The sequence below is a fragment of the Oikeobacillus pervagus genome (genome assembly GCF_030813365.1).
In the GTDB taxonomy this organism is placed as follows: domain Bacteria; phylum Bacillota; class Bacilli; order Bacillales; family DSM-23947; genus Oikeobacillus; species Oikeobacillus pervagus.
In genome coordinates this window covers 1-20,517 of sequence record NZ_JAUSUC010000010.1, presented here as the reverse complement: position 1 = coordinate 20,517, position 20,517 = coordinate 1, and the positions used below count along the sequence as shown (strand labels likewise).

The following is a 20,517-nucleotide window of genomic DNA, read 5'->3' as shown; positions in this document are numbered from 1 at the left end:
TCCTCCAATAGATTTTTTATAAGATTGAAATTTGTTTAAATTCAGTTACTGTTTTTTGTGATCCCCTTGGGAATGCTGTAACACCTGTTCTGGCAATTTCTTTAATGCCATATGGTCGAAGCAAGTCGATAATCGCTTCTACTTTGTTTGAATCACCCGTTACTTGGACGGTGATGCTGTCTTTTGATACATCAATAATCGATGCTCGGAATGGGTCAACCACTCCATTAATTTCAGAACGAGTTTGCGCATTACTTACCACTTTAATAAGGGCTAATTCTCTAGCAACAATCGCCTGGTCAGTGATATCCGTAACTTTTAATACACCAATTTGTTTATTAAGTTGTTTGGTTAACTGTTCCACTTGACGATCATCTTCTACATTGACAACAAATGTCATTTTAGAAATACCCTCAGTTTCAGAATGTCCTACTGAAATACTCTCAATATTAAATTGACGACGTGTGAATAAACTTGTGACTCGATTCAGAACACCACTTTCATTCAAGACCGTTGCAGTTACAATTCTTCTCATGGTCTCACCCCAATCATTTCATGTAGTCCCTTTCCTGGAGCTATCATCGGAAAGACTTTTTCTTTTGGCTTTATGCGAAAGTCGATAACTACAGGAGAGCGGTCATTTAATGTTTCTTTTAAAATACGATTCGCCTCTTCTTCTGTATCCGCTCGGAATCCACGAATTCCATAGGATTCAGCTAATTTGACAAAATCAGGTTGAACCGGCATTAATGACTCGGAGTATCTCTCCTCAAAGAACTTTTCTTGCCATTGTCTAACCATGCCTAAAGCAAAATTATTTAAAATAACTACTTTTACAGGTAAATTTAATTCTGTTAACAAGGCAAGTTCTTGTAATGTCATCTGGAAGCCAGCATCCCCTACAATAGATACAACCGTTGCATCTGGATCAGCTAGTTGAGCACCTATTGCGGCTGGGAATCCAAATCCCATTGTTCCTAGGCCTCCAGATGTGATCCAACGATTTGGTTCAGTAAAGCCATAGTATTGAGCTGCCCACATTTGATGTTGACCTACATCCGTCGATACAATGGCTTTTCCGCTTGTATGTTTATGAACCATTTCAATGAGGCGTTGTGGGGAGATCCCTTCTTCGTCATCAGAAGACCAAAGTGGAAATTCCTGTTGATACTGTTTTAAGTGATTTCTCCATTCACCTGCTTCAGGTGGATTATTACATTCAGCAATCAATCTAGTTAAAGCTTCTTTTGCGTCCCCAACAATTGGAATTTGCGTTTCTATATTTTTCCCAATTTCGGCAGGGTCAATATCGATATGAGCTACCGTTGCCGAAGGAGCAAAATCACTTAATTTCCCTGTTAATCGGTCATCAAAACGTGCGCCAAAATTAATGAGTAGATCACATTCATACATCGCCATATTTGCGGTATATGTTCCATGCATTCCTCCCATTCCTAGAAATAATGAGTGGTTTGCTGGGAAGCTTCCGAGTCCAAGTAAAGTATTCACTACAGGGATTTCAAGTTTTTCAGCGAGTGCTAACAGTTCCTCAGAAGCTTTCGCATGAAGAACACCTGCACCAGCCAATATAATCGGTTGCTTCGCTTCACTGATCACATCCGCTAATTTTTTTATTTGTAAAATATTAGGAACTAAAGTTGGTTGATAACCAGGTAAATCAACTTTAGTATCGAATGAAGGCACGACTCCAACTGTTGAAACATCTTTCGGTATATCTATTAATACAGGTCCAGGTCTCCCAGTTGTGGCGATATGAAATGCCTCTTTCACGATTCTTGGTAGTTCATTCAAGTCTCGGACTTGATAATTATGTTTTGTAATAGGCATTGTCACTCCAATTACATCTGCTTCTTGGAATGCATCTGAACCAATGACATTTGTTGCGACTTGGCCTGTGAAAACAACTAGCGGTAAGGAATCCATCATAGCGTCTGTGATACCTGTTACTAAATTCGTTGCCCCCGGTCCAGATGTAGCAATGACTACCCCTGGTTTCCCTGTCACTCTTGCATACCCCTCAGCAGCATGAATTGCACCTTGTTCATGTCTAGCAAGAATATGACGAATTGGATTTCGATATAAAGCATCATAAATTGGTAACACAGCACCACCTGGATATCCAAACAGAACTTCGACATTTTCTCGTTTTAAAGCTTCGATAAAGATCTCGGCCCCACTCATCTTATTGATCAATGGTTCTGCTTCCGCGTTTACTTTTGCCTTCATTCATACTCCCTCCAAATTTTTTAAATTATGTTAATTTTCAAACGACAAAAGTTGCATTCACTCTCTTTTTGAACTTGCAACCACGCCCCGTCGTTTATAGTGATTTGGCGTTCCCCTAAAACTAAATGACTCGCTTCTTAGAAATAGGCAAATCCTCTATCATGTTGAAATATATAGAAAAAAGCCCATTCCCCCCTACGCCTACTAATCCTGTAAACGCAGGGGTGAAAAGGCCTTTCTTTTCACGGTACCACCCTGATTTATGGTATTTTCACAAATACCACCTTATGAACAATTGAAACAATTGTTCTTTTGATAACGAGTATAGAACTCGACTAATCCTAATAGTTTCCGTTCAGATTAGCACTCAGAGGGGATGTCGTTATAGGGTGTATTACCGGCTCTCAGCACCAACCGGCTCTCTGTGAATACAAGATCCTATACCTTTTGCCTCGTCAACGATTTTTGTTGATTAAATTTTCATGATGCCTCCCGTACTTGCGGAAGTGACTAATTTTGAATATCTTGCTAAATAACCTTTTTTAATTTTTGGTTCTGGTTGAATCCAATTTTTCTTACGTTCTTGTAATTCTTCGTCAGAAATTAAGTGATTAATCGTTCTATTCACTAAATCAATTGATATGATATCTCCATTTTCCACGAATGCGATTGGACCACCTTCTGCCGCTTCAGGAGATATATGGCCGATAGAAATCCCTCGTGATGCCCCTGAAAATCTCCCATCTGTCATGAGAGCGACTTTTTTGTCTAATCCCCTTCCAGCAATTGCGGCTGTTGGAGCTAACATTTCCGGCATCCCTGGACCACCTTTTGGTCCTTCGTAACGAATAACTACAACATGCCCTTCGTGAACAGTACCATCATCGATCCCCTGTTGAGCTGCTTCTTGTGAATCAAATACGATCGCTTCGCCTTTGAATGTCTTAATGGAAGGGTCAACCGCTCCTACCTTGATTACTCCGCCATCAGGAGCAATATTACCATGTAAAATGGATAACCCGCCAACTGGACTATAAGGATTTTCTTTTCGTCTAATTACTTGCTCATTGCTAATCTTAGCGTCTTTCACATTTTCATAGACTGATTTTCCCGTGATTGTAATTCTGTCTTTATGGATGGCTCCATCTACTTCACAAAGTTCTTTAATAATGGCACTAATTCCGCCAGCCTCATGCACATCCTGCATTGTATAATTGGATGCTGGGCTAATTTTCGCTAAATAAGGAACTCGTTTTGCCACCTCATTAATCCTTTTTAGATCGTACTCAATTTCAGCTTCATTCGCAATCGCTAATGTATGAAGGACTGTATTTGTTGAACCACCCATCGCCATATCTAGCGCAAAGGCATCGTCAATCGCATCCTCCGTTATAATATCTCTTGGTTTCAAGCCACTTTCAATCGAATTCATAAGATGATTGACAGCTTCTTTAATTAATTGATGGCGATCTTTGGATGTCGCCACAATCGTTGCATTTCCAGGAGGTGTCATTCCGAGCATTTCCATTAACGAGTTCATTGAATTAGCTGTGAACATTCCTGAACAGGATCCACATGTTGGACAGGCATTAGATTCTATTTCTAGAAGCTCATCTGCTGACATTCTTCCAGATAAATGAGCCCCAACTCCTTCAAATACGGAGACTAATGATAATGGTTTACCTTCTTTCGTCTTTCCACCTTCCATTGGCCCACCTGAGACGAAAACAGAAGGAACATTCGTCCGAACAGCTGACATTAACATTCCGGGTGTTATTTTGTCACAGTTTGGAATATAAAATACTCCATCAAACCAATGAGCATTTATGACCGTCTCTGCAGAGTCAGCAATGAGTTCCCGACTTGGCAATGAATACCTCATTCCAATATGTCCCATCGCAATCCCATCATCTACACCAATCGTATTAAATTCGAAAGGAACTCCTCCTGCTTCTCGTATCGCTTCCTTCACCACTTCTGCAAATTCTTTCAAGTGGACATGACCTGGAATAATGTCTATATATGAGTTACAAACCCCAATAAATGGTTTGTGTAAATCCTCTGTTTTCACACCCGCTGCATAAAGCAAACTTCGGTGTGGGGCACGGTCAATTCCTTTCTTTATCATGTCACTTCGCATCTTGTATCTCCTCCAGAAAATTAACCTGCAATTCGGGCAATTTAAAAAAATTCTTTTTCCGATTCAAAAAACTGGACTGTTATTTAATCTTTTCCAAGCATTTCTTTTAATCTGAAAATTTAAATTATATTGAGGACAATAATACTGCCGATTTTCATTTTGGTCAACACCTTTTTTGTAAATTTTTTGACTATTTTGAGTAGTTTCTCAATTTGCAATCGCTTTCATAGTTGTTCTTATCATCTTTTCACAAGAATAAAAAAGTTTGACCAAAAATCGAATTATGACGAGTCCTAATCCTTTTTTCTTCATGTATTAGAGAATCAACCTTACTTTGATGTGAAGGGTTAATTAGGTTTCGGCGCTTTTTTAAATGGAAAAAGGGAGATGAAAGAGCCTAAAAAACCACCGCTTTGTGCCGAGCACTAAGCGGTGGTTTCATCATTTTAAAAAAGATCATTCCATTTATCTCTCAGTTTATCTTTCCAGTCTTTCTTTTTTTCTACTTTCTTTTTTTCTTTAATCGGCTCTACATCAAATGAAGTATTTCCAGTGTGTGGCAATACTTCCTCCATGATCTCTCTAAAAATAGGGACAGTGCCTTGTGAACTATCGATGGTTAAATATTGTCCCTTTCCTTCAGCTCCTAGCCATACTGTGCCGACAACATCAGGGGTATAGCCAACAAACCACTGATCTCTCGTTCCATTACTTTCCTCTTCTAGCGACTGCGTTGACCCTGTTTTACCTGCAATATCATAACCTTTCATTTTTGTGTTTCTTCCTGTTCCTCTTTCCACCACAGAAAGTAACATAGACGTCATTTGATCTGATACCTCAGGGGTCGTCACCTTTATTTCCTTTGGATTCCATTTGGCTTTCACTTCGCCGTTCGGCCCGATGATTTTACGGATAAAATGGCTTTCAGTTCGCACACCATCATTTGCAAAAGTCGAATAAGCCTCTGCAATATGAACTGGGGCAACCCCTTTATACATTCCACCTAATGCAATACTTAAATTATCATCCTCTTTTACTAACGGGATTCCAAATCGTTCAAGTGCATCAAGCCCTTTATTCAAGCCAATTTCGTCTAATAACCAAACAGCAGGGATATTAAGAGACTTCTCTAACGCTGTATGCATAGGAACTTTTCCACGATATACCCCGTCATAGTTTGTCGGAGCATAATCCCCAAATTCTATTTTTTCATCCGTTAATTTTGATGTTGGCTTATACCCCTCTTCAAGTGCAGGAGTATAAACCACTAATGGCTTAATAGTTGATCCAGGTGATCTTCTTAATTGAGTAGCATAATTAAATCCTCTGAATACATGTTCTCCTCGTCTACCAAGAATCCCTGTTACACCACCTGTTTTTGGGTTTAATAAAACGGCCCCACTTTGAACTTCCTTTCCATCCGCTGTCGTTGGGAAAAGCCATTCTTTCTTATACACTTTCTCTAGACCAGCTTGAATATTTTGGTCCATTTCTGTATAAATTTCATATCCTTTTGTAAGCAGTTCATCCTGTGTTAAACCGTAGCGCTCGATCGCCTCATTAATGACTGAATCAGAATAATGCGCGTATTTCCCTTTAAGTGGATCCCCACTTTTGTCAGATAAGTGTACAGAAGCATTTTTTGCTTGTTCAGCTTCTTCTGCAGAAATAAACCCATATTTATTCATTTGCTGCAAAACTACATTTCGCCGCTGGACAGACTTCTTTAGGTTTTCATATGGATTGATAGAAGAAGGGGCTTTAATAATCCCCGCAATCAACGCAGACTCACTCAAAGTAAGATCTTCAACATCTTTTCCAAAATATTTTTTTGAAGCATTTTGAACACCCCATGCACCTTCGCCAAAATAAATCGTGTTCAAATACATTTCTAGAATTTCTTTTTTCTTATATACCTTTTCTATTTCAATCGCTAAAAATAGTTCTTCAAATTTCCGTTTATATGTTTTTTCTGCTGATAACATCGCATTTTTTGTTAACTGTTGGGTAATCGTACTACCCCCTTGAACTACTCCTCCTGATACAAAGTTTTTGAAAAATGCTCGTCCCATCCCTTTTAAATCAAATCCATTATGTTCAAAAAATCGATGATCTTCAATGGATATTACGGCATTCTGTAGATGTTCTGGCATTTTGTTAATGGGAACACTTTCGGAGCGGTTCACTGATAGCTTACTCGCAACATCTCCATCTTTATCATAAATGATCGTTGATTGAGATAATCCCCTTTTTAATGATTCAACATCTGCTGATTTCATAAAATAGACGATAAATCCCAGTAATAGAAGAAATAATATGGAGATGAATAGAATCAATATTTGTGTAATATGAAACTTTCTCCACGTATTCTTCATAAAGTCTTGGAACATACCCATAACTTAAACTAGTTCCTCCTACTATAAAAAATTGGGGAATAATTCATTTTCCTGTTCACTTCCCTAATCACCCTATTATAATCCATCCGTATAAAAAAACCCCAGATAAAGTCCGGGATTTCTATATTTAGGCATTGTTATGATTGGGTTTTTTCTTTCTTTTTCTCTACCTCGTCCTCTTCGAGTACACCTTTCATGCCTCTTTTAAATTCATGAAGCGTTTGACCAGCCGCTTTTCCTAGTTGAGGAAGTTTTGTAGGTCCAAAAAGCAATAATGCGACAATGATAATGATTGCAACCTCGCCAAAACCTAAATTCATGATGGGCATCTCCTTTTTACTTTATAGTCTTCTTTCTATTTGACCATGGGTTAGAATTCATTTTTCACTTTAGTATATAATAATTTAAAGTAAATGAAAATAAAAATGAAGGGGAAATTCAATCGAATCCACTCCCATCCACTTTTGAAAAGAATCGAGAACAAATGCAGAAGCGCCTGTTCATCGGCGCTGAGGCTGAAGATGGACAATATTTTTAAAGGGGGATCCACAGTTAAATTTTATCCCGCCTTAACGGGCAGTAAAACCTCCACCTCAAAATGATTTGGAAACAAAAAAGATAGGTGGAGGATCACTACCCCTAAAGATCCGATAAGGTCAACTATTCAGTAGGGCATGAAGTTTCTCTCTATATTTTCGAAACGATAAAAAGTGTGTCAACAAATGACACACTTTATTCATCTATTGAATTGAATTTTTCTGCATTTTAATTGCACGTCTTTTCTCCGTTTCAGCAACATATACTGCACATGCTGCATCACCAGAAATATTGATAGCTGTCCGAGTCATATCCAGAATTCGGTCGATCCCTAGAATCAATCCGATTCCCTCTACAGGTAAACCTACACTACTAAGTACCATTGCTAACAAAATTAATCCCACACCCGGGACACCTGCCGTCCCTACACTAGCAAGAACAGCTGTTAGGACGACGGTCGTCAACTCTGCCATCGTTAAATCTTGTGCATATACTTGGGCGATGAAAACAGTAGCAACCCCTTGCATAATGGCCGTTCCATCCATATTAATTGTCGCCCCTAAAGGTTGAACGAACGAACTAATAGATTCAGGGACTTTTAATCTCTTTTGTGCTGTTTCCATTGAAATTGGTAAGGTGGCATTACTACTGGATGTACTGAATCCAACCCCCATTGCGGGCCAGAAATTTTTGAAAAACCATATAGGATTTTTTTTCGCCAAAAATAAAATAGTTCCCCCATACGTAATCAAAGCATGAATAAATAACGCAAGTAATACAACGATCATATAAACACTCATCGCTTTTATCGCGCTCCATCCTTGATTTCCAATGGCAGAGGCAATTAAACCAAATGTTCCATATGGAGCAAATTTCATGACGAGAGAAACGAGGTACATCATGATTTCATTTCCTTGTTCCACAAGGTTTAAAATGCCTTTTGTTTTTTCACCAAGCGCCGTTAAGGCTAGTCCAATAAAAATGGCGAATGTAATAATTTGCAGCATATTCCCTTGTGTCATTGCATCAAGTGGATTTTTAGGTATGATGTTCAGAAGAGTCTCTCCAACAGGTGGTGCTTCTTCTGCACTAAACTCTAAATGACTAGTATCAAAATCCCCTGCTAATCCCGGTTTAATAATAATGGCCAACAAAATACCTAGTGTAATAGCTATAGCAGTTGTAATTAAAAAATACGAAACCGTTTTCAAACCGATTCTTCCTAATTTTTTCGGATCTCCGAGTCCAGCTGCTCCCAATACAATAGAAAGAAATACGATTGGAACTACGAGCATACTGATTAAGTTGAGGAATATTTTACCTAGAGGAGTAAAAAAATACGGATCTACTATTTCAAATGTATTTGACCAGAAAAGATTCATTACTAACCCTACAACTGCACCAGCTAATAATGCAATAATAATCTTGGATGTTAGTTTCATTCGCATTTCCCCTTTTTACATGTTCTTTAATGAAAACAGACACTATAATATCATAAATGATAGTGAATAAAAAAAGCAAAGTAAAATTTCATTTAGGAAAATTACGAAAATTCAAAATTATTTAATGGATGAATTATTTTTGTACTTACTAGCAAGGATGTTCAATCCTTTGATATGATAGAACAAAAAGGTGATGTAAAATGTCTGAAAAGAAGTTTAACGATTTAGACGAAGAGACATTATTCATCGTGTCGCAAACATTCAAGGCATTATCGGATCCGACGCGATTACGCATATTAAATTTACTTCTAACTGGCGAACATTCCGTCAATGATATTGCCGAAAGTCTTTCGCTCTTGCAATCGACCGTTTCTCATCAACTACGTTTCTTAAAGAACTTACGGCTCGTTAAATATCGTCGTGAGGGTACCACTTTTTATTATTCCCATGATGATGAACATGTTATTGATCTTCTTCAACAAGGGATCGAACATGCGAAACATCATTAATGCTCCAAAAGAACGGACAGACAATTAGTCTGTCCGTTCTTCGATTAAAGTTTCCCCCAATCGATTTCATCTTCTTTCATTGGAGCATCCAAGGTTTTTATAAGTCGCTTCAAGTAAGCCCCCCGAACTTCACGCTCATCCCCTTCATACAAACGACAACTAATATGATTTCTTTTTCTACCCTACATTCTTTTAAATTATTTGGTATAATTAGATAGAATACACCAACTATTTACCTAATGACTTAAGACTTATTTGTTCTCTTTCTCTTTTAAAGGCTTAATAATGGAAATCACTTCTAATAGCTACTGATTTCCAATGTGATAGTCCGTGTAAATATTCCTACTATGCCAGAATGAACAGAATACTAGCAAGTATTTGATTAAAATGGTCCTATTTTACCCGATATAGATTCCTATCAAGGAATTGACATTACTTTTTACATCATTATACTGAATCACCATATTGTGTCCAAAGTATTTTCTCTTTTGAAATAGATGACATTATACCCAACATAAACTATTGGTTTTTTTATTTTCTATGTTTAAAATATTCTTAATGGGGTAAATAATGACTCAAACTATAAAGTGAAACTTCATCACTGGGGGGTCTTCATCCCCCACTGAATATTAGTTGAACTTATCGAGCCTTTTAGAGGCATCCTTCACCTATCTTCTTTCTTTCTAAATCATTTTGAGGTGGGGGTTTTACTGCCCGTTAAAGCGGGATAAACGTTTTTATATTCTCATCTCTTGATCATAAATACTTGTTATAAATAGAATGAAGTTGCTATGAAAGTGAGGGGTCTTTATTGATAGGTGAACGCGTAAAAAAGTTAAGACTTGAGAAAAAAATTTCATTATCGGAACTAGCTGAAAAAGCAGGGGTTGCAAAATCATATTTAAGTTCACTGGAACGCAATTTGCAATCCAATCCGTCTATACAATTTCTCGAGAAAATTTCTTCTGCCCTTGATGTTTCCCTCGAATCTATCTTGCATGAGCAAATTAGTAAAGAGAAATTAGATCCTGAGTGGAAGAAACTTGCCCAGGAGGCAATGAGTTCAGGGATATCAAAAGAAGAATTTCGCCAGTTTATTGAGTTTAATAAATGGAAATTGAAAAAACATTAAGGTTCACTAATTACAGTGGCCTTATTTTTTATCCAATTGTTCCCATCCCTCTTTTTCATTTGAAATTGAGATACAAATGAGCACTTAATAAGTCATGGTTCTTTCTTTCCAATAGTAATCATTTCTTTCTATCATTTATCATACATCCCCTACTATGATCCTATCTGTTCTCCTCTAGCGTAAACTGCTAATTATCGTCATCTTCCGGGTTTTTACTTCAGTTAGGTGTAGTATGTCCCTTCTTATGAAGCAGGACCACTTTCATATTTTTTCTTTACATTTGCACATCGTATTATAGGATGAAACTTTTAAAATCCAAAATTCGTATACAAACCGAGAAACTTTAGGAAAGTGAGTGTACTTCATGGAAACGATCGAAAGGTTACAAAATGATTTACTCGAAATAGAAAAATGGGAGAAAGAGCAAAAAAAGGTTTGGTTTTGGGAACGATTAGGACGAATCCCATTCAAGTTGCTCGATAAATTTACCCCGCAATTCATTCAAAATAAAGTGGGTCTCTTATTAGATGAATTAGGGAATTTCATTCAAAATGGTGGCAAATATTTAACTCGGAAAGAAATGATCTTTAAAAAGCTACAAAAAAGGCTTCCGGACCTAATGATTGAACATCTATCAGATATCGAAAACCTTCCTATCGATCTAATGAACGAAGTAAGTGAGGAATTAGAAAAAAACAGAAAGGACTTTGCGACTGTACAAGGGGCAACAACGGGGATTGGCGGGATCTTTACTTTAGCCATTGACATTCCTCTTTTATTAGGTGTCTCCTTGAAAACTTTACAGGAAATCGCTGTCACATATGGATTTGATCCTAATGAAAGGAAAGAACGTATATTTATTGTGAAATGCTTGCAATTCTCAACTGCAGATGTGGTAGGTAAAAAAGCGATTTTAAATGAATTATCCACTTATTATAAGGGTGGGACGCAGCAAAAAGAAATGCTTTCACAATTACAAGGATGGCGTGAAGTTGTATACACATACCGGGATCAATTTGGATGGAAAAAATTATTACAAATGGTTCCAATAGCTGGAATGATTTTTGGAGCATTCACAAATCGCGCTATGATTCAAGACCTATCTGAGGCAGGAATTATGCTTTATCGGAAACGTAGAATTATGAAAAGACTGAAGGAGCTTCAAACATCATAATGACTAATGCTATAGAAAATCTTTTACGGACAGACCATTTCTAAAATCGTTATTCCAGAAAAATATCGGTCCCCCACTCGCTAATATACACTAGTTTGAAGAGGGACCGGTACCTCATTTTTCAATATTACAAGTATTTTCTCTGAACGCTTTTTCCATTATAAGTAAACAACATGGACCGCTCTTCAACAAATGTCTCCAAATGTACGTTTCTTCCCCAAAGCTGATAAACATAAGGAAGCACTTTCTCTAAATATTTAAGATCTAATTCGACGCCCTCATACCAATGCTTTAAATATAATTCACCATTTCTCAAATAATCTCCATCATTTACTGTAATATACGGAAATCCGCCATTCACTCTCATGCCAACTAATTGATCCCGCACTTCTTTCCAGTCTTTATCGACAATTTTGTAATCCCGGCCTTGTTTTTGGAATAAATACATATCTTCCCTTGTCACAAGATCTTTCGTTAAATAATTGCGTAAAAAGGAAATATCTGATTCAATTTCCCTCACTTCAAACATTTTTTCACGTCCTGATCCTGGTTTCACCCCTCGTTTGATCATTTCCTCTGTTGGGTTATTATATCGTTCCTCAATATCTTCAAATATTTTAACCCCTAAATAATATGGATTAATACTTGTACGTGATGGTTGAACAACCCCTGCATTTAATTTAGCAAATTCTATCGCTTCTCCCGAAGATAAATTTAATTCACGGATAATTCGTTGATGCCAATATGATGCCCAGCCCTCGTTCATAATTTTCGTCTCAAGTTGGGGCCAAAAGTATAACATTTCTTCACGAATCATCGTCATAATATCGCGCTGCCAATCTTCCAGTTCCCGACTGTATTGTTCAATAAATAATACGATATCTTTTTCAGGATGAGGAGGAAATTTTCTTACTTTCTTACGAGGTTGTGGGGTTGTGTCCTTTTCCTTATCTAAGTTCCAAAGGTCATCATATGGAGTTGGGGCTGGCTTTACCTCTTCTTCCCATTGTTCAATATCATCATCTGTCCAAGATAGCTTCGATCTCATCAATGAAGGGTCAATATGTTCTTCAATCGCCAATACTGCATCAATAAACGATTCGACTTCTTGCTTTCCGTACTGAATTTCATATTCCCGTATTCTCTCGGCGGTGGCAGCCATGCTTTCTACCATGTCACGTTTTGTATTTTGAAAACGGACATTATTTTTAAAGAAATCGCAATGCGCCAATACATGGGCAACGATTAATTTATTTTGAATTAATGAATTGGTATTTAAAAGAAAGGCATAACATGGATTCGAATTAATCACTAATTCATATATTTTACTTAATCCAAGGTCATAATGAATCTTCATTTTAAAAAACTGTTTCCCAAAGCTCCAGTGAGAAAACCTTGTAGGCATCCCATAAGCGCCGAATGTGTATATAATTTCTGCTGGACATATTTCATACCGCATCGGGTAAAAATCAAGCCCAAATCCAGAGGCAATTTCGGTAATCTCTTCTATAGCATGGTGCAAAGCTTTCCGGTCCTCTTGTTTCATTCGCTCTCCCCCTTTTTTCTCATATCATAATGTATGATTTAAAAAGAGAAATCATGAGGGGCGAATAGAATGGCCTAAAAATATATTCTATGAAATCATTCTTTAAGGGAGATGGCCTCTCTTGCCAGTAAAAAACCTATAAATCGTATTCTTTTCCATTCTTCCTTTAAGCATGTAAGCGGTGGAGTGGTTTCTTCAACAAGTGGACACATTTCGATTGTAAAGGCAGGTATCTTTCTCGTGGTAATGATCCAATCTGTTAACCCTCCACCCCGTGCATATTTAACAGGACTGCTTAGTGAATACGCAGTTAGTTCCGATAATTTTTGGGCTATATCATAATCCCTTTGTGTATTTTCTCCATTTTTATAATGCCAAAAAATTTCTTGACCTGAAGTGTGGAAGGACACCACAATTTTTGGATCAATCCTTGAAATAAATAGGGTTAAATGCTGCACTTCTTTTGCTTCTAATGGCCTCTTCCCTTTATAAAATTGATAAAATGGTTGATTAACATCACTTTTTTGTTTTGACCATCCAGCGGGATATTGCCGATTTAAATCCACTCCTACACCATTCGCCTTCCATTTTCTAAAATCTAAAGAAGCTAAATTCATTTCAAAAATGGAGGTCCTCTGCTGTTTCGGAACAGACGATAACCCCTGTTGAGCAATCATCACACCATCAGGGTTTAACATCGGTACAAACCAGATCGCTACTTCATCAAATAATTCTCTTGATGACATTCCCTTATACTTCTGACCATTGCGGTAAAATAAACTATACTCCTCCATCATTTTCATCAAGCTATTTGTTGTAAGCCATTCCCTCCCATGATGCGAGCCGACGAATAAAATGTTTTCCTTGCCTTTTCCCAATTTAACCGCCCAAATTTCCCTGCCAAAATGACTCTGTCCAATGGATTGAATTTCAAGAGGATATGTTTTTTGCAGATAGGATAAATCAGTCGTAAGCTGGTCATACGAATAGACACTCTGTGTTTGGATGAAATTTGCCATACTCTTATCTGGATTTAAACTCATAAGGAATAGAATGATCATACAGATTGCCTTTCTTTTCATGACTTCCTCCTTATTCATTCTTGACTTGAATTACTGTTTGACAAGATGCCCAACATTTACAGCGGAAGTTTTAGAAGAATACAGCCAAAATATAAACAACTCCTTTTAAAGGAGGGAAACCACTTGGACAAAATGGATTATGATCGTGCACTTTACTATACACATCGATCTGAATGGGATAATCTTCTGATCTTGATGGTACGAACACATGATGATTTTTTATCAAAAAAAATCGAGCATTTTTTACACATGTATCACTTTTCTCATGATTATTCTGCCATCGAGCAACATTTATATGCATTGCTTCACTATCTCGAACATGCGAATACAACCTATAGTATTCATCCACCTGAAGAAGAGGAATTTCTTTACTCATAATAATGGCTGGGCTACGAGCTTTTAATAAGAATTCCACCAATCAAAAAACTCCCTGGGATTCTCAGGGAGTTTTTCTTTAACCTTTACATTATGGAATTGGATGAATGAAGAAACTTACGAAGCCGATTGTTTTCCGTTTGGAAAATTCCCTCTGAACTATCAACTACTATGACATCGGCCCCTTTTTCTGCCAGTTGTTTAGCAATTTCCTTTTTCCTCGGGAAGCTCCCGTTACAATGGCTATTTGACTTTTCAGCACTCCACTCTTTCTTTCGATGCATTTCTTGTTGTATCGGTTTTCTTATTGATCCATTTCCAATATATGATGGATGTTTTCCATGAAGCTTTCTTTTAATTGCGTGATTTTTTCTTCGCTATGTTCTAGACTTTCCCCAATAATACCAAAGTAAAACTTCATTTTAGGTTCAGTTCCAGAAGGACGAATACATACCCATGAACCATCTTCAAGAAAATATTTTAATACATTCGATTTTGGTAAGGATAAAACTTCCTTCGCGCCTTCGGTTACATTTGTTTTTTCACCGGTTAGGTAATCTTCTATCATTTTCACTTTTACATGATGAATCTCTTTAGGGGGTGTTTTTCTTAAGCTTGAAAGAATCGTTTGAATTTGCTTTGTCCCTTCTAATCCTTTTAATGTTAAGGAAACAAGGCCCTCACGATAATAACCAAATTTTTCATATACATCTTGTAAAGCATCATAAAGAGACTTTCCTTGTTTCTTGTAAAAGGCACAGGCTTCAACGATCAAAATCGCCGCTTGTACAGCATCTTTATCACGTGCAAAATCAGCTATTAAATATCCATAGCTTTCCTCATATCCAAATAAAAATTGATATTCACCTGATTGACGATATTGCTCAATCTTTTCCCCAATAAATTTAAACCCTGTTAGCACATCTTCTGTTGAAATACCGTAGGATTCTGCTACTTTTCTTCCGAGTTCCGATGTAACAATCGTTTTGAAAACTCGTCCATTTTCAGGAAGTTGGCCTTTTTCTTGTTTTCTTGCTAATAGGTAATGAAGGAGAAGAACTCCTATTTGATTTCCAGTTAGCAATGTATATTCTCCCATTGCATTTTTCACTGCAATTCCAAGTCTGTCTGCATCTGGATCGGTAGCCAGTAGTATATCCGCATCATGATTTTTGCCGTATTGAACGGCTAATTCAAAAGCGGCTTTTTCCTCAGGATTCGGATAGACAACTGTTGAAAAATTAGGATCTGGTTTTTCCTGCTCCTTTACAACGATCACCTTCTCATATCCCAGTGCCTTTAACGCTTTACGAACTGGCCAATTTCCAGTCCCATGTAATGGCGAATAGACAATTTTCACATCTACTTCTTTTGATAATTGCGGTTTTTCAGAGATGCTCACAATTTTCTTTAGATAAGTTTGATCAATTTCTTCTCCGATCATTTGGATCAACCCAGCACTTCTTAAATGATCTTCTTCTTTCACATGAATTTCTAGTTCATTTTCAATTTCATTCACTTTCGATATAACGAGATCGGCAATCTTAGGTGGCAACTGCGCCCCGTCTTCCCCGTATACTTTATACCCGTTATATTCTGCAGGGTTATGGCTTGCAGTAATGACAATTCCTGCAAAAGCATGTAAGTATCTTAAGGCAAAAGACAATTCGGGAGTTGGTCGAAGTTCATTGAATACATAAGTTTGAATCCCCTCTGTTGCTAATGTTCTGGCGGCTTCCATCGCAAATTGTGGTGACTTATGTCGGGAATCATAGGCGATCACAACTCCACGTCTTTTCGCTTCTTCCCCGAACCCGGCAATATAATTGGCTAATCCTTTGGATGCTTTTCGAATCGTATATAGATTAATCCGATTGATTCCGGCACCAATTTCCCCTCTCATTCCACCAGTCCCAAATTCTAGATTTTTCAAAAAAGCTTCTTCCAAATCCTGCTCTTTCATAGTTGAAAGTAATTTCCTCATTTCAGGATCTAAATCTTTACACTCATTCCAACGAGTATATGCTTTTTTCCAAGACAATGGTCATTCCTCCTAGCTTTTCCTCTCGTTTATTTCGATATCATTCGTAAAAATATGTATGTAAAACGAACATTATGTAGTGAATCCAGTTTACCATATAATGAATAGTTCTATCAGCGAAACCTCTCATTAAAAAAATAATATATCACTTAAACGTTCAAACATTTACTTATAAAAAAACATTATAATTTGAGGAGAAAATGGAATTTGCGGGGAAGCGTATGAAAAACAAAAAGAAAAACTAAATAAACACAAAAAACTCCCCTTAGGAAAGAATCCGAGGGAGTTTTTCTTCAGATTGGATTTATTATACGAGGAGTTCATTGGCCGCTTTCGTAAACATACTCAACTCTTCTATATCAACCTTCTTTGATGAAAATTGCTGAATGGAAAACGGAAAGAAAAGGCCAAAATATTGTAATGTATCTACGTTTTTATTAAATATTTCTTCGTAGTAAGAGGAAACACGCTTATTTTTTTTATTTTCTAAAATAGATATAATCGTTTGTAAGCTTGTGATAACTTGATAAGCTTCACTCAATGTTCCAAAGTATTCAAAATGTCGAGTTGTTGTATGTAATACTTGAAGCTCATGAAAGTATTGGATTTCTTCGTTATTAAAAAAACGAGGAAACACTTCACTATATATTTGTTCGATAAGCTCTTGAATTATTTCTTCTTGCTCATGAGTTGAAGCAAATATTACTTTCACTTGGAAGACCACCTTTTTTCCTACAGTAAGCATTGTTTGTAACTAGGATAACATACGAAGATAAAGAGTGCGTGTGGTAATTATCGCCATCATGAAGGAGATGTGAGATCGTTCATTATGATAAAAACATTAAGAAAAAAACATTTATTTGAAGTCATTTGCCCATCACATTGGGAAGGTGAAACATTGGAGGACGTATTAAAAACGAGGTGGAAAGTTCCAAAAAAATGGATGCATGAATGGCGTATGAAAAAATCCGTGATGCTCAATGATAAAGTCGTTCACTGGAGGACTAAGTTAGTCAAAGGGGATCGCATTCAGTTGCCATTATTTCAAGAAACCCCTTTTGAATTTCAACCTTATAAGCGGGAAGTTGAAATATTATATGAAGATGAACATATGTTAATCGCCAATAAACCTGCAGGAATGAAAACTCACCCAAATGATCAAAGAGATCGACAAACTTTATTACAGGCTGTTATTTTTCATTTACAGAAAAAAGGGGAACATTGCTTTATCCGGCATGTCCATCGTTTAGATGAGAATACTTCGGGAGCCGTCTTGTTCGCGAAACATCCCTTAGCTTATTCGCTCCTTTCTTCCATGTTAGAGAAACGCGATATCAAAAGAACCTATTGGGCGATTGTACATGGCCCATTCAAAAAAACTCACGGAATGATTGAAGAGCCTATTGGACGGGATCGCCATCACCCAACTAGGAGACGTGTATCGAAGACAGGACAGAAGGCCATTACTCATTATAGAGTCATTAAAACAGATTCTATAAAGAATTTATCTCTTTTAGAATGTACCCTTGATACGGGGAGAACCCATCAAATTCGGGTTCATTTAAGCTATATCCACCATCCACTTGCTGGGGATCAATTATACGGAGGAAAACCAATCTTTCCAAGACCAGCACTACATGCTCGCAAAATTGAATGGTTTCATCCCTTTACAGAAAAAAATATGAAATGTCAGGCTCCATTTCTCGATGAAATATTTTCTGAATTTCAGAAATAGAGGAAGTGGATGAAAAAAGACCAGTCACCTTTTTAGTGCGGTGAACTGGTCTTTTTTTGAATTATTGTTGTCCCTTTTTAATCCAACTAGCAATTTGTACGGTTCTTTTCGCTTGATGTTTTACAGCACCTTCAGCATCATTAACGATTTTACCATCTTGGCTAACAGTCACACTTGTTCCATATGGGTTACCCCCTGCAGCGTAAATGGAAGGATCTGTATAACCAGGGTTCGCAATAATCGCACCCCAATGCATCATCGTTGTATAGAAAGATTGTAATGTTTGTTCTTGACCACCATTTGGATTTCCCGCTGACACCATCGCACTAACTACTTTGTTTGTCAGCTTCCCTTGTGACCAAAGACCACCCGTTGTATCAATAAATTGTTTTAATTGAGATGGAACATTTCCAAATCTTGTTGGCATACTGAAAATATATGCATCTGCCCAGTCTAAATCTTCTAAAGTAACGGTAGGGACCTCTTTTGTTTCTTCATAATGCTTTTTCCAGGCTGGGTTACTTTCAATGGCTGCCATTGGTGCAAGTTCTTCTACTTTTAAAACACGGACATCTGCACCAGCCTCTTTCGCGGAAGCTTCAGCCCATTTTGCCATTTGGTAGTTCGTACCTGTTGAACTATAATAAATAATCGCTAATTTTACATCGTTTGACATAAAAATACTCTCCTTTAAATTTGTTTTCTTAAAACATGATACCCATCAAAGAATAAACTTACTCGAAAGGTTTTTATATCTCGAATTTGAGATATATGATTTCAAAAAAATATATCTCGAACTCAAGATAATCATATTCATACTTTCATCATTTGTCAATAAAATTGATTTTCATCCTCATTTCCTGTCTTTAAAGAAAGATAGTCCCGTATACGTATACCGTTTCCTAGGTTACGGGACATCTATTGCCCCCTTCTAAAGGTTGAAATAATCAGGGTCTTTTCCAAACCGTTGATCTTTATTTAATGAATGGATCACTTCCACATCGGTAGCTTGTAATTCAAAATCAAATAATTGGGCATTTTCCTTAATTCGATTTGCATGAACTGATTTCGGAATGATCACCACATTATTTTGAAGATGCCATCTTAAAATAATTTGTGCAGTCGTCTTTCCATATTTTTTACCCATCTCTGCTAACACTGGGTCTTCTAATATTCTTCCCCGTGCAATCGGTGACCAGGCCTCTACGGCAATTTGGTGCTGTTTGCAAAACTCACGTAATGGTTTCTGACTTAAATATGGATGAAGCTCTACTTGATTGATGACTGGTTTCTCATTGCTTGTTGACATTAAGTCTTCAAGGTGATGAATTTGAAAGTTACTTACCCCTATAGCTTTCACAACCCCCTCACGATATAATCTTTCAAGTGCTTTCCATGTCTCCTTGTATTTTACTTTTATTGGCCAATGAATTAAATATAAATCTATGTAATCTTGTTTTAATTCATTCAAAGAATGCTCAAAAGCCCGCAAAGTGGAATCATATCCTTGATCACTATTCCAAACTTTTGATGTAATAAAAATTTCCTCGCGTGGAATCCCTAACTCTGCCACTGCCTTTCCGACACAATCTTCATTTTGATAAAACTGTGCTGTATCAATGGACCGATAACCAGTTTCAAGCGCGGTTTTAACTGCTCCAACGGCCTCTTCCTTATCCTCCATTTTATAAACTCCCAAACCGACATAAGGAATTTTCACACCATTATGCAGTTCATATCGATCTTGTAAATGTCCGACCACCTTCTATTTCCTCCTTTTCTAACTAGTGATTTAAAGAGATCATTTTCTTTATTCTATCGACTTTCTAACAGAAAAGCGAATGAACAGACTCATTAGATCAATACTAACAAATGCGGAAGCGACTCGTTCATCGTCGTACGGATTTCGTAGTCTTTGACTGAGATAAAGGAAACACAGCGAGGGGATTTTGCGAGCTGATGTTGACTTATCGTAGGGAAAAGACGGAGAAATACGCTAGACGATAGGCGCTGGAGCTGGACGATCAAATGCGGAAGCGCCTTGTTCATCGTCGTACGGATTTCGCAGTCTTTGACTGAGATAAAGGAAACACAGCGAGGGGATTTTGCGAGCTGATGTTGACTTATCGTAGGGAAAAGACGGAGAAATACGCTAGACGAT

17 protein-coding genes and 1 other annotated feature are annotated in these 20,517 nt (G+C 37.3%); of the genes, 5 read left to right on the top strand and 12 right to left on the bottom strand.

Annotated features, from left to right (window positions below):
• Positions 1–16 precede the first annotated feature (16 nt).
• From ilvN to J2S13_RS05485, 6 genes are all read right to left on the bottom strand, one after another.
• Positions 17–535, bottom strand: coding sequence for an acetolactate synthase small subunit (gene ilvN / locus J2S13_RS05510; protein WP_307256713.1), 519 nt, complete (start codon positions 533–535; stop codon positions 17–19).
• The gene (ilvB, locus tag J2S13_RS05505; RefSeq protein WP_307256712.1) at positions 532–2,247 is read right to left on the bottom strand and encodes an acetolactate synthase large subunit; all 1,716 of its coding nucleotides are present in this window, start codon (positions 2,245–2,247) and stop codon (positions 532–534) included. Before ilvB ends, ilvN begins: the two co-directional genes overlap by 4 nt.
• Before the next feature lie 217 nt (positions 2,248–2,464).
• Positions 2,465–2,715, bottom strand: a binding site (T-box leader).
• Positions 2,716–2,719: 4 nt separating this feature from the next.
• The gene (ilvD, locus tag J2S13_RS05500; protein WP_307256711.1) at positions 2,720–4,387 is read right to left on the bottom strand and encodes a dihydroxy-acid dehydratase; all 1,668 of its coding nucleotides are present in this window, start codon (positions 4,385–4,387) and stop codon (positions 2,720–2,722) included.
• A 446-nt stretch (positions 4,388–4,833) separates the two neighbouring features.
• Positions 4,834–6,783: a transglycosylase domain-containing protein gene (locus tag J2S13_RS05495; RefSeq protein WP_307256710.1), complete on the bottom strand. Its 1,950-nt coding sequence runs from the start codon at positions 6,781–6,783 to the stop codon at positions 4,834–4,836.
• A gap of 137 nt (positions 6,784–6,920) precedes the next feature.
• Positions 6,921–7,103, bottom strand: a complete 183-nt coding sequence (locus J2S13_RS05490) for a twin-arginine translocase TatA/TatE family subunit (RefSeq protein WP_307256709.1) — start codon at positions 7,101–7,103, stop codon at positions 6,921–6,923.
• A gap of 420 nt (positions 7,104–7,523) precedes the next feature.
• Positions 7,524–8,762 carry a dicarboxylate/amino acid:cation symporter gene (locus J2S13_RS05485; RefSeq protein WP_307256708.1) on the bottom strand — a complete coding sequence of 413 codons (1,239 nt, stop codon included), beginning with the start codon at positions 8,760–8,762 and terminating at the stop codon, positions 7,524–7,526.
• A 200-nt stretch (positions 8,763–8,962) separates the two neighbouring features.
• On the opposite strand from J2S13_RS05485, the gene J2S13_RS05480 reads away from it, so the two are divergent.
• From J2S13_RS05480 to J2S13_RS05470, 3 genes are all read left to right on the top strand, one after another.
• Entirely contained in the window at positions 8,963–9,271 is a 309-nt protein-coding gene (locus J2S13_RS05480; RefSeq protein ID WP_307256707.1) for an ArsR/SmtB family transcription factor, read from the top strand.
• A gap of 811 nt (positions 9,272–10,082) precedes the next feature.
• Positions 10,083–10,403: a helix-turn-helix domain-containing protein gene (locus J2S13_RS05475; RefSeq protein WP_307256706.1), complete on the top strand. Its 321-nt coding sequence runs from the start codon at positions 10,083–10,085 to the stop codon at positions 10,401–10,403.
• Positions 10,404–10,767: 364 nt separating this feature from the next.
• A complete protein-coding gene (locus tag J2S13_RS05470) occupies positions 10,768–11,577 on the top strand; it encodes an EcsC family protein (RefSeq protein WP_307256705.1) in 810 nt (269 codons plus the stop codon).
• A gap of 127 nt (positions 11,578–11,704) precedes the next feature.
• Here the strand turns inward: J2S13_RS05470 and J2S13_RS05465 are convergent, their stop codons facing one another.
• On the bottom strand, positions 11,705–13,123 hold the full coding sequence (locus J2S13_RS05465; protein ID WP_307256704.1) for a SpoVR family protein: 1,419 nt from the start codon (positions 13,121–13,123) through the stop codon (positions 11,705–11,707).
• A gap of 95 nt (positions 13,124–13,218) precedes the next feature.
• Positions 13,219–14,205, bottom strand: a complete 987-nt coding sequence (locus J2S13_RS05460; RefSeq protein ID WP_307256703.1) for a M14 family zinc carboxypeptidase — start codon at positions 14,203–14,205, stop codon at positions 13,219–13,221.
• A gap of 123 nt (positions 14,206–14,328) precedes the next feature.
• Here J2S13_RS05460 and J2S13_RS05455 point away from each other — a divergent pair, with 123 nt between their 5' ends.
• Positions 14,329–14,583 carry a YhdB family protein gene (locus tag J2S13_RS05455; protein WP_307256702.1) on the top strand — a complete coding sequence of 85 codons (255 nt, stop codon included), beginning with the start codon at positions 14,329–14,331 and terminating at the stop codon, positions 14,581–14,583.
• A 301-nt stretch (positions 14,584–14,884) separates the two neighbouring features.
• Here the strand turns inward: J2S13_RS05455 and J2S13_RS05450 are convergent, their stop codons facing one another.
• Both J2S13_RS05450 and J2S13_RS05445 read right to left on the bottom strand, forming a co-directional pair.
• Positions 14,885–16,621 carry a phospho-sugar mutase gene (locus J2S13_RS05450; RefSeq protein ID WP_307256701.1) on the bottom strand — a complete coding sequence of 579 codons (1,737 nt, stop codon included), beginning with the start codon at positions 16,619–16,621 and terminating at the stop codon, positions 14,885–14,887.
• 307 nt (positions 16,622–16,928) lie between these two features.
• Positions 16,929–17,333 carry a DUF5365 family protein gene (locus J2S13_RS05445; RefSeq protein WP_307256700.1) on the bottom strand — a complete coding sequence of 135 codons (405 nt, stop codon included), beginning with the start codon at positions 17,331–17,333 and terminating at the stop codon, positions 16,929–16,931.
• Between the two features lie 117 nt (positions 17,334–17,450).
• Here J2S13_RS05445 and J2S13_RS05440 point away from each other — a divergent pair, with 117 nt between their 5' ends.
• Positions 17,451–18,356, top strand: coding sequence for an RluA family pseudouridine synthase (locus J2S13_RS05440; RefSeq protein ID WP_307256699.1), 906 nt, complete (start codon positions 17,451–17,453; stop codon positions 18,354–18,356).
• A gap of 61 nt (positions 18,357–18,417) precedes the next feature.
• Here J2S13_RS05440 and wrbA read toward each other — a convergent pair whose 3' ends face one another.
• Together wrbA and J2S13_RS05430 are read right to left on the bottom strand one after the other, a co-directional pair.
• A complete protein-coding gene (gene wrbA / locus J2S13_RS05435) occupies positions 18,418–19,032 on the bottom strand; it encodes an NAD(P)H:quinone oxidoreductase (protein ID WP_307256698.1) in 615 nt (204 codons plus the stop codon).
• A 255-nt stretch (positions 19,033–19,287) separates the two neighbouring features.
• Positions 19,288–20,118, bottom strand: coding sequence for an aldo/keto reductase (locus J2S13_RS05430; protein WP_307256697.1), 831 nt, complete (start codon positions 20,116–20,118; stop codon positions 19,288–19,290).
• Positions 20,119–20,517: the final 399 nt, after the last annotated feature.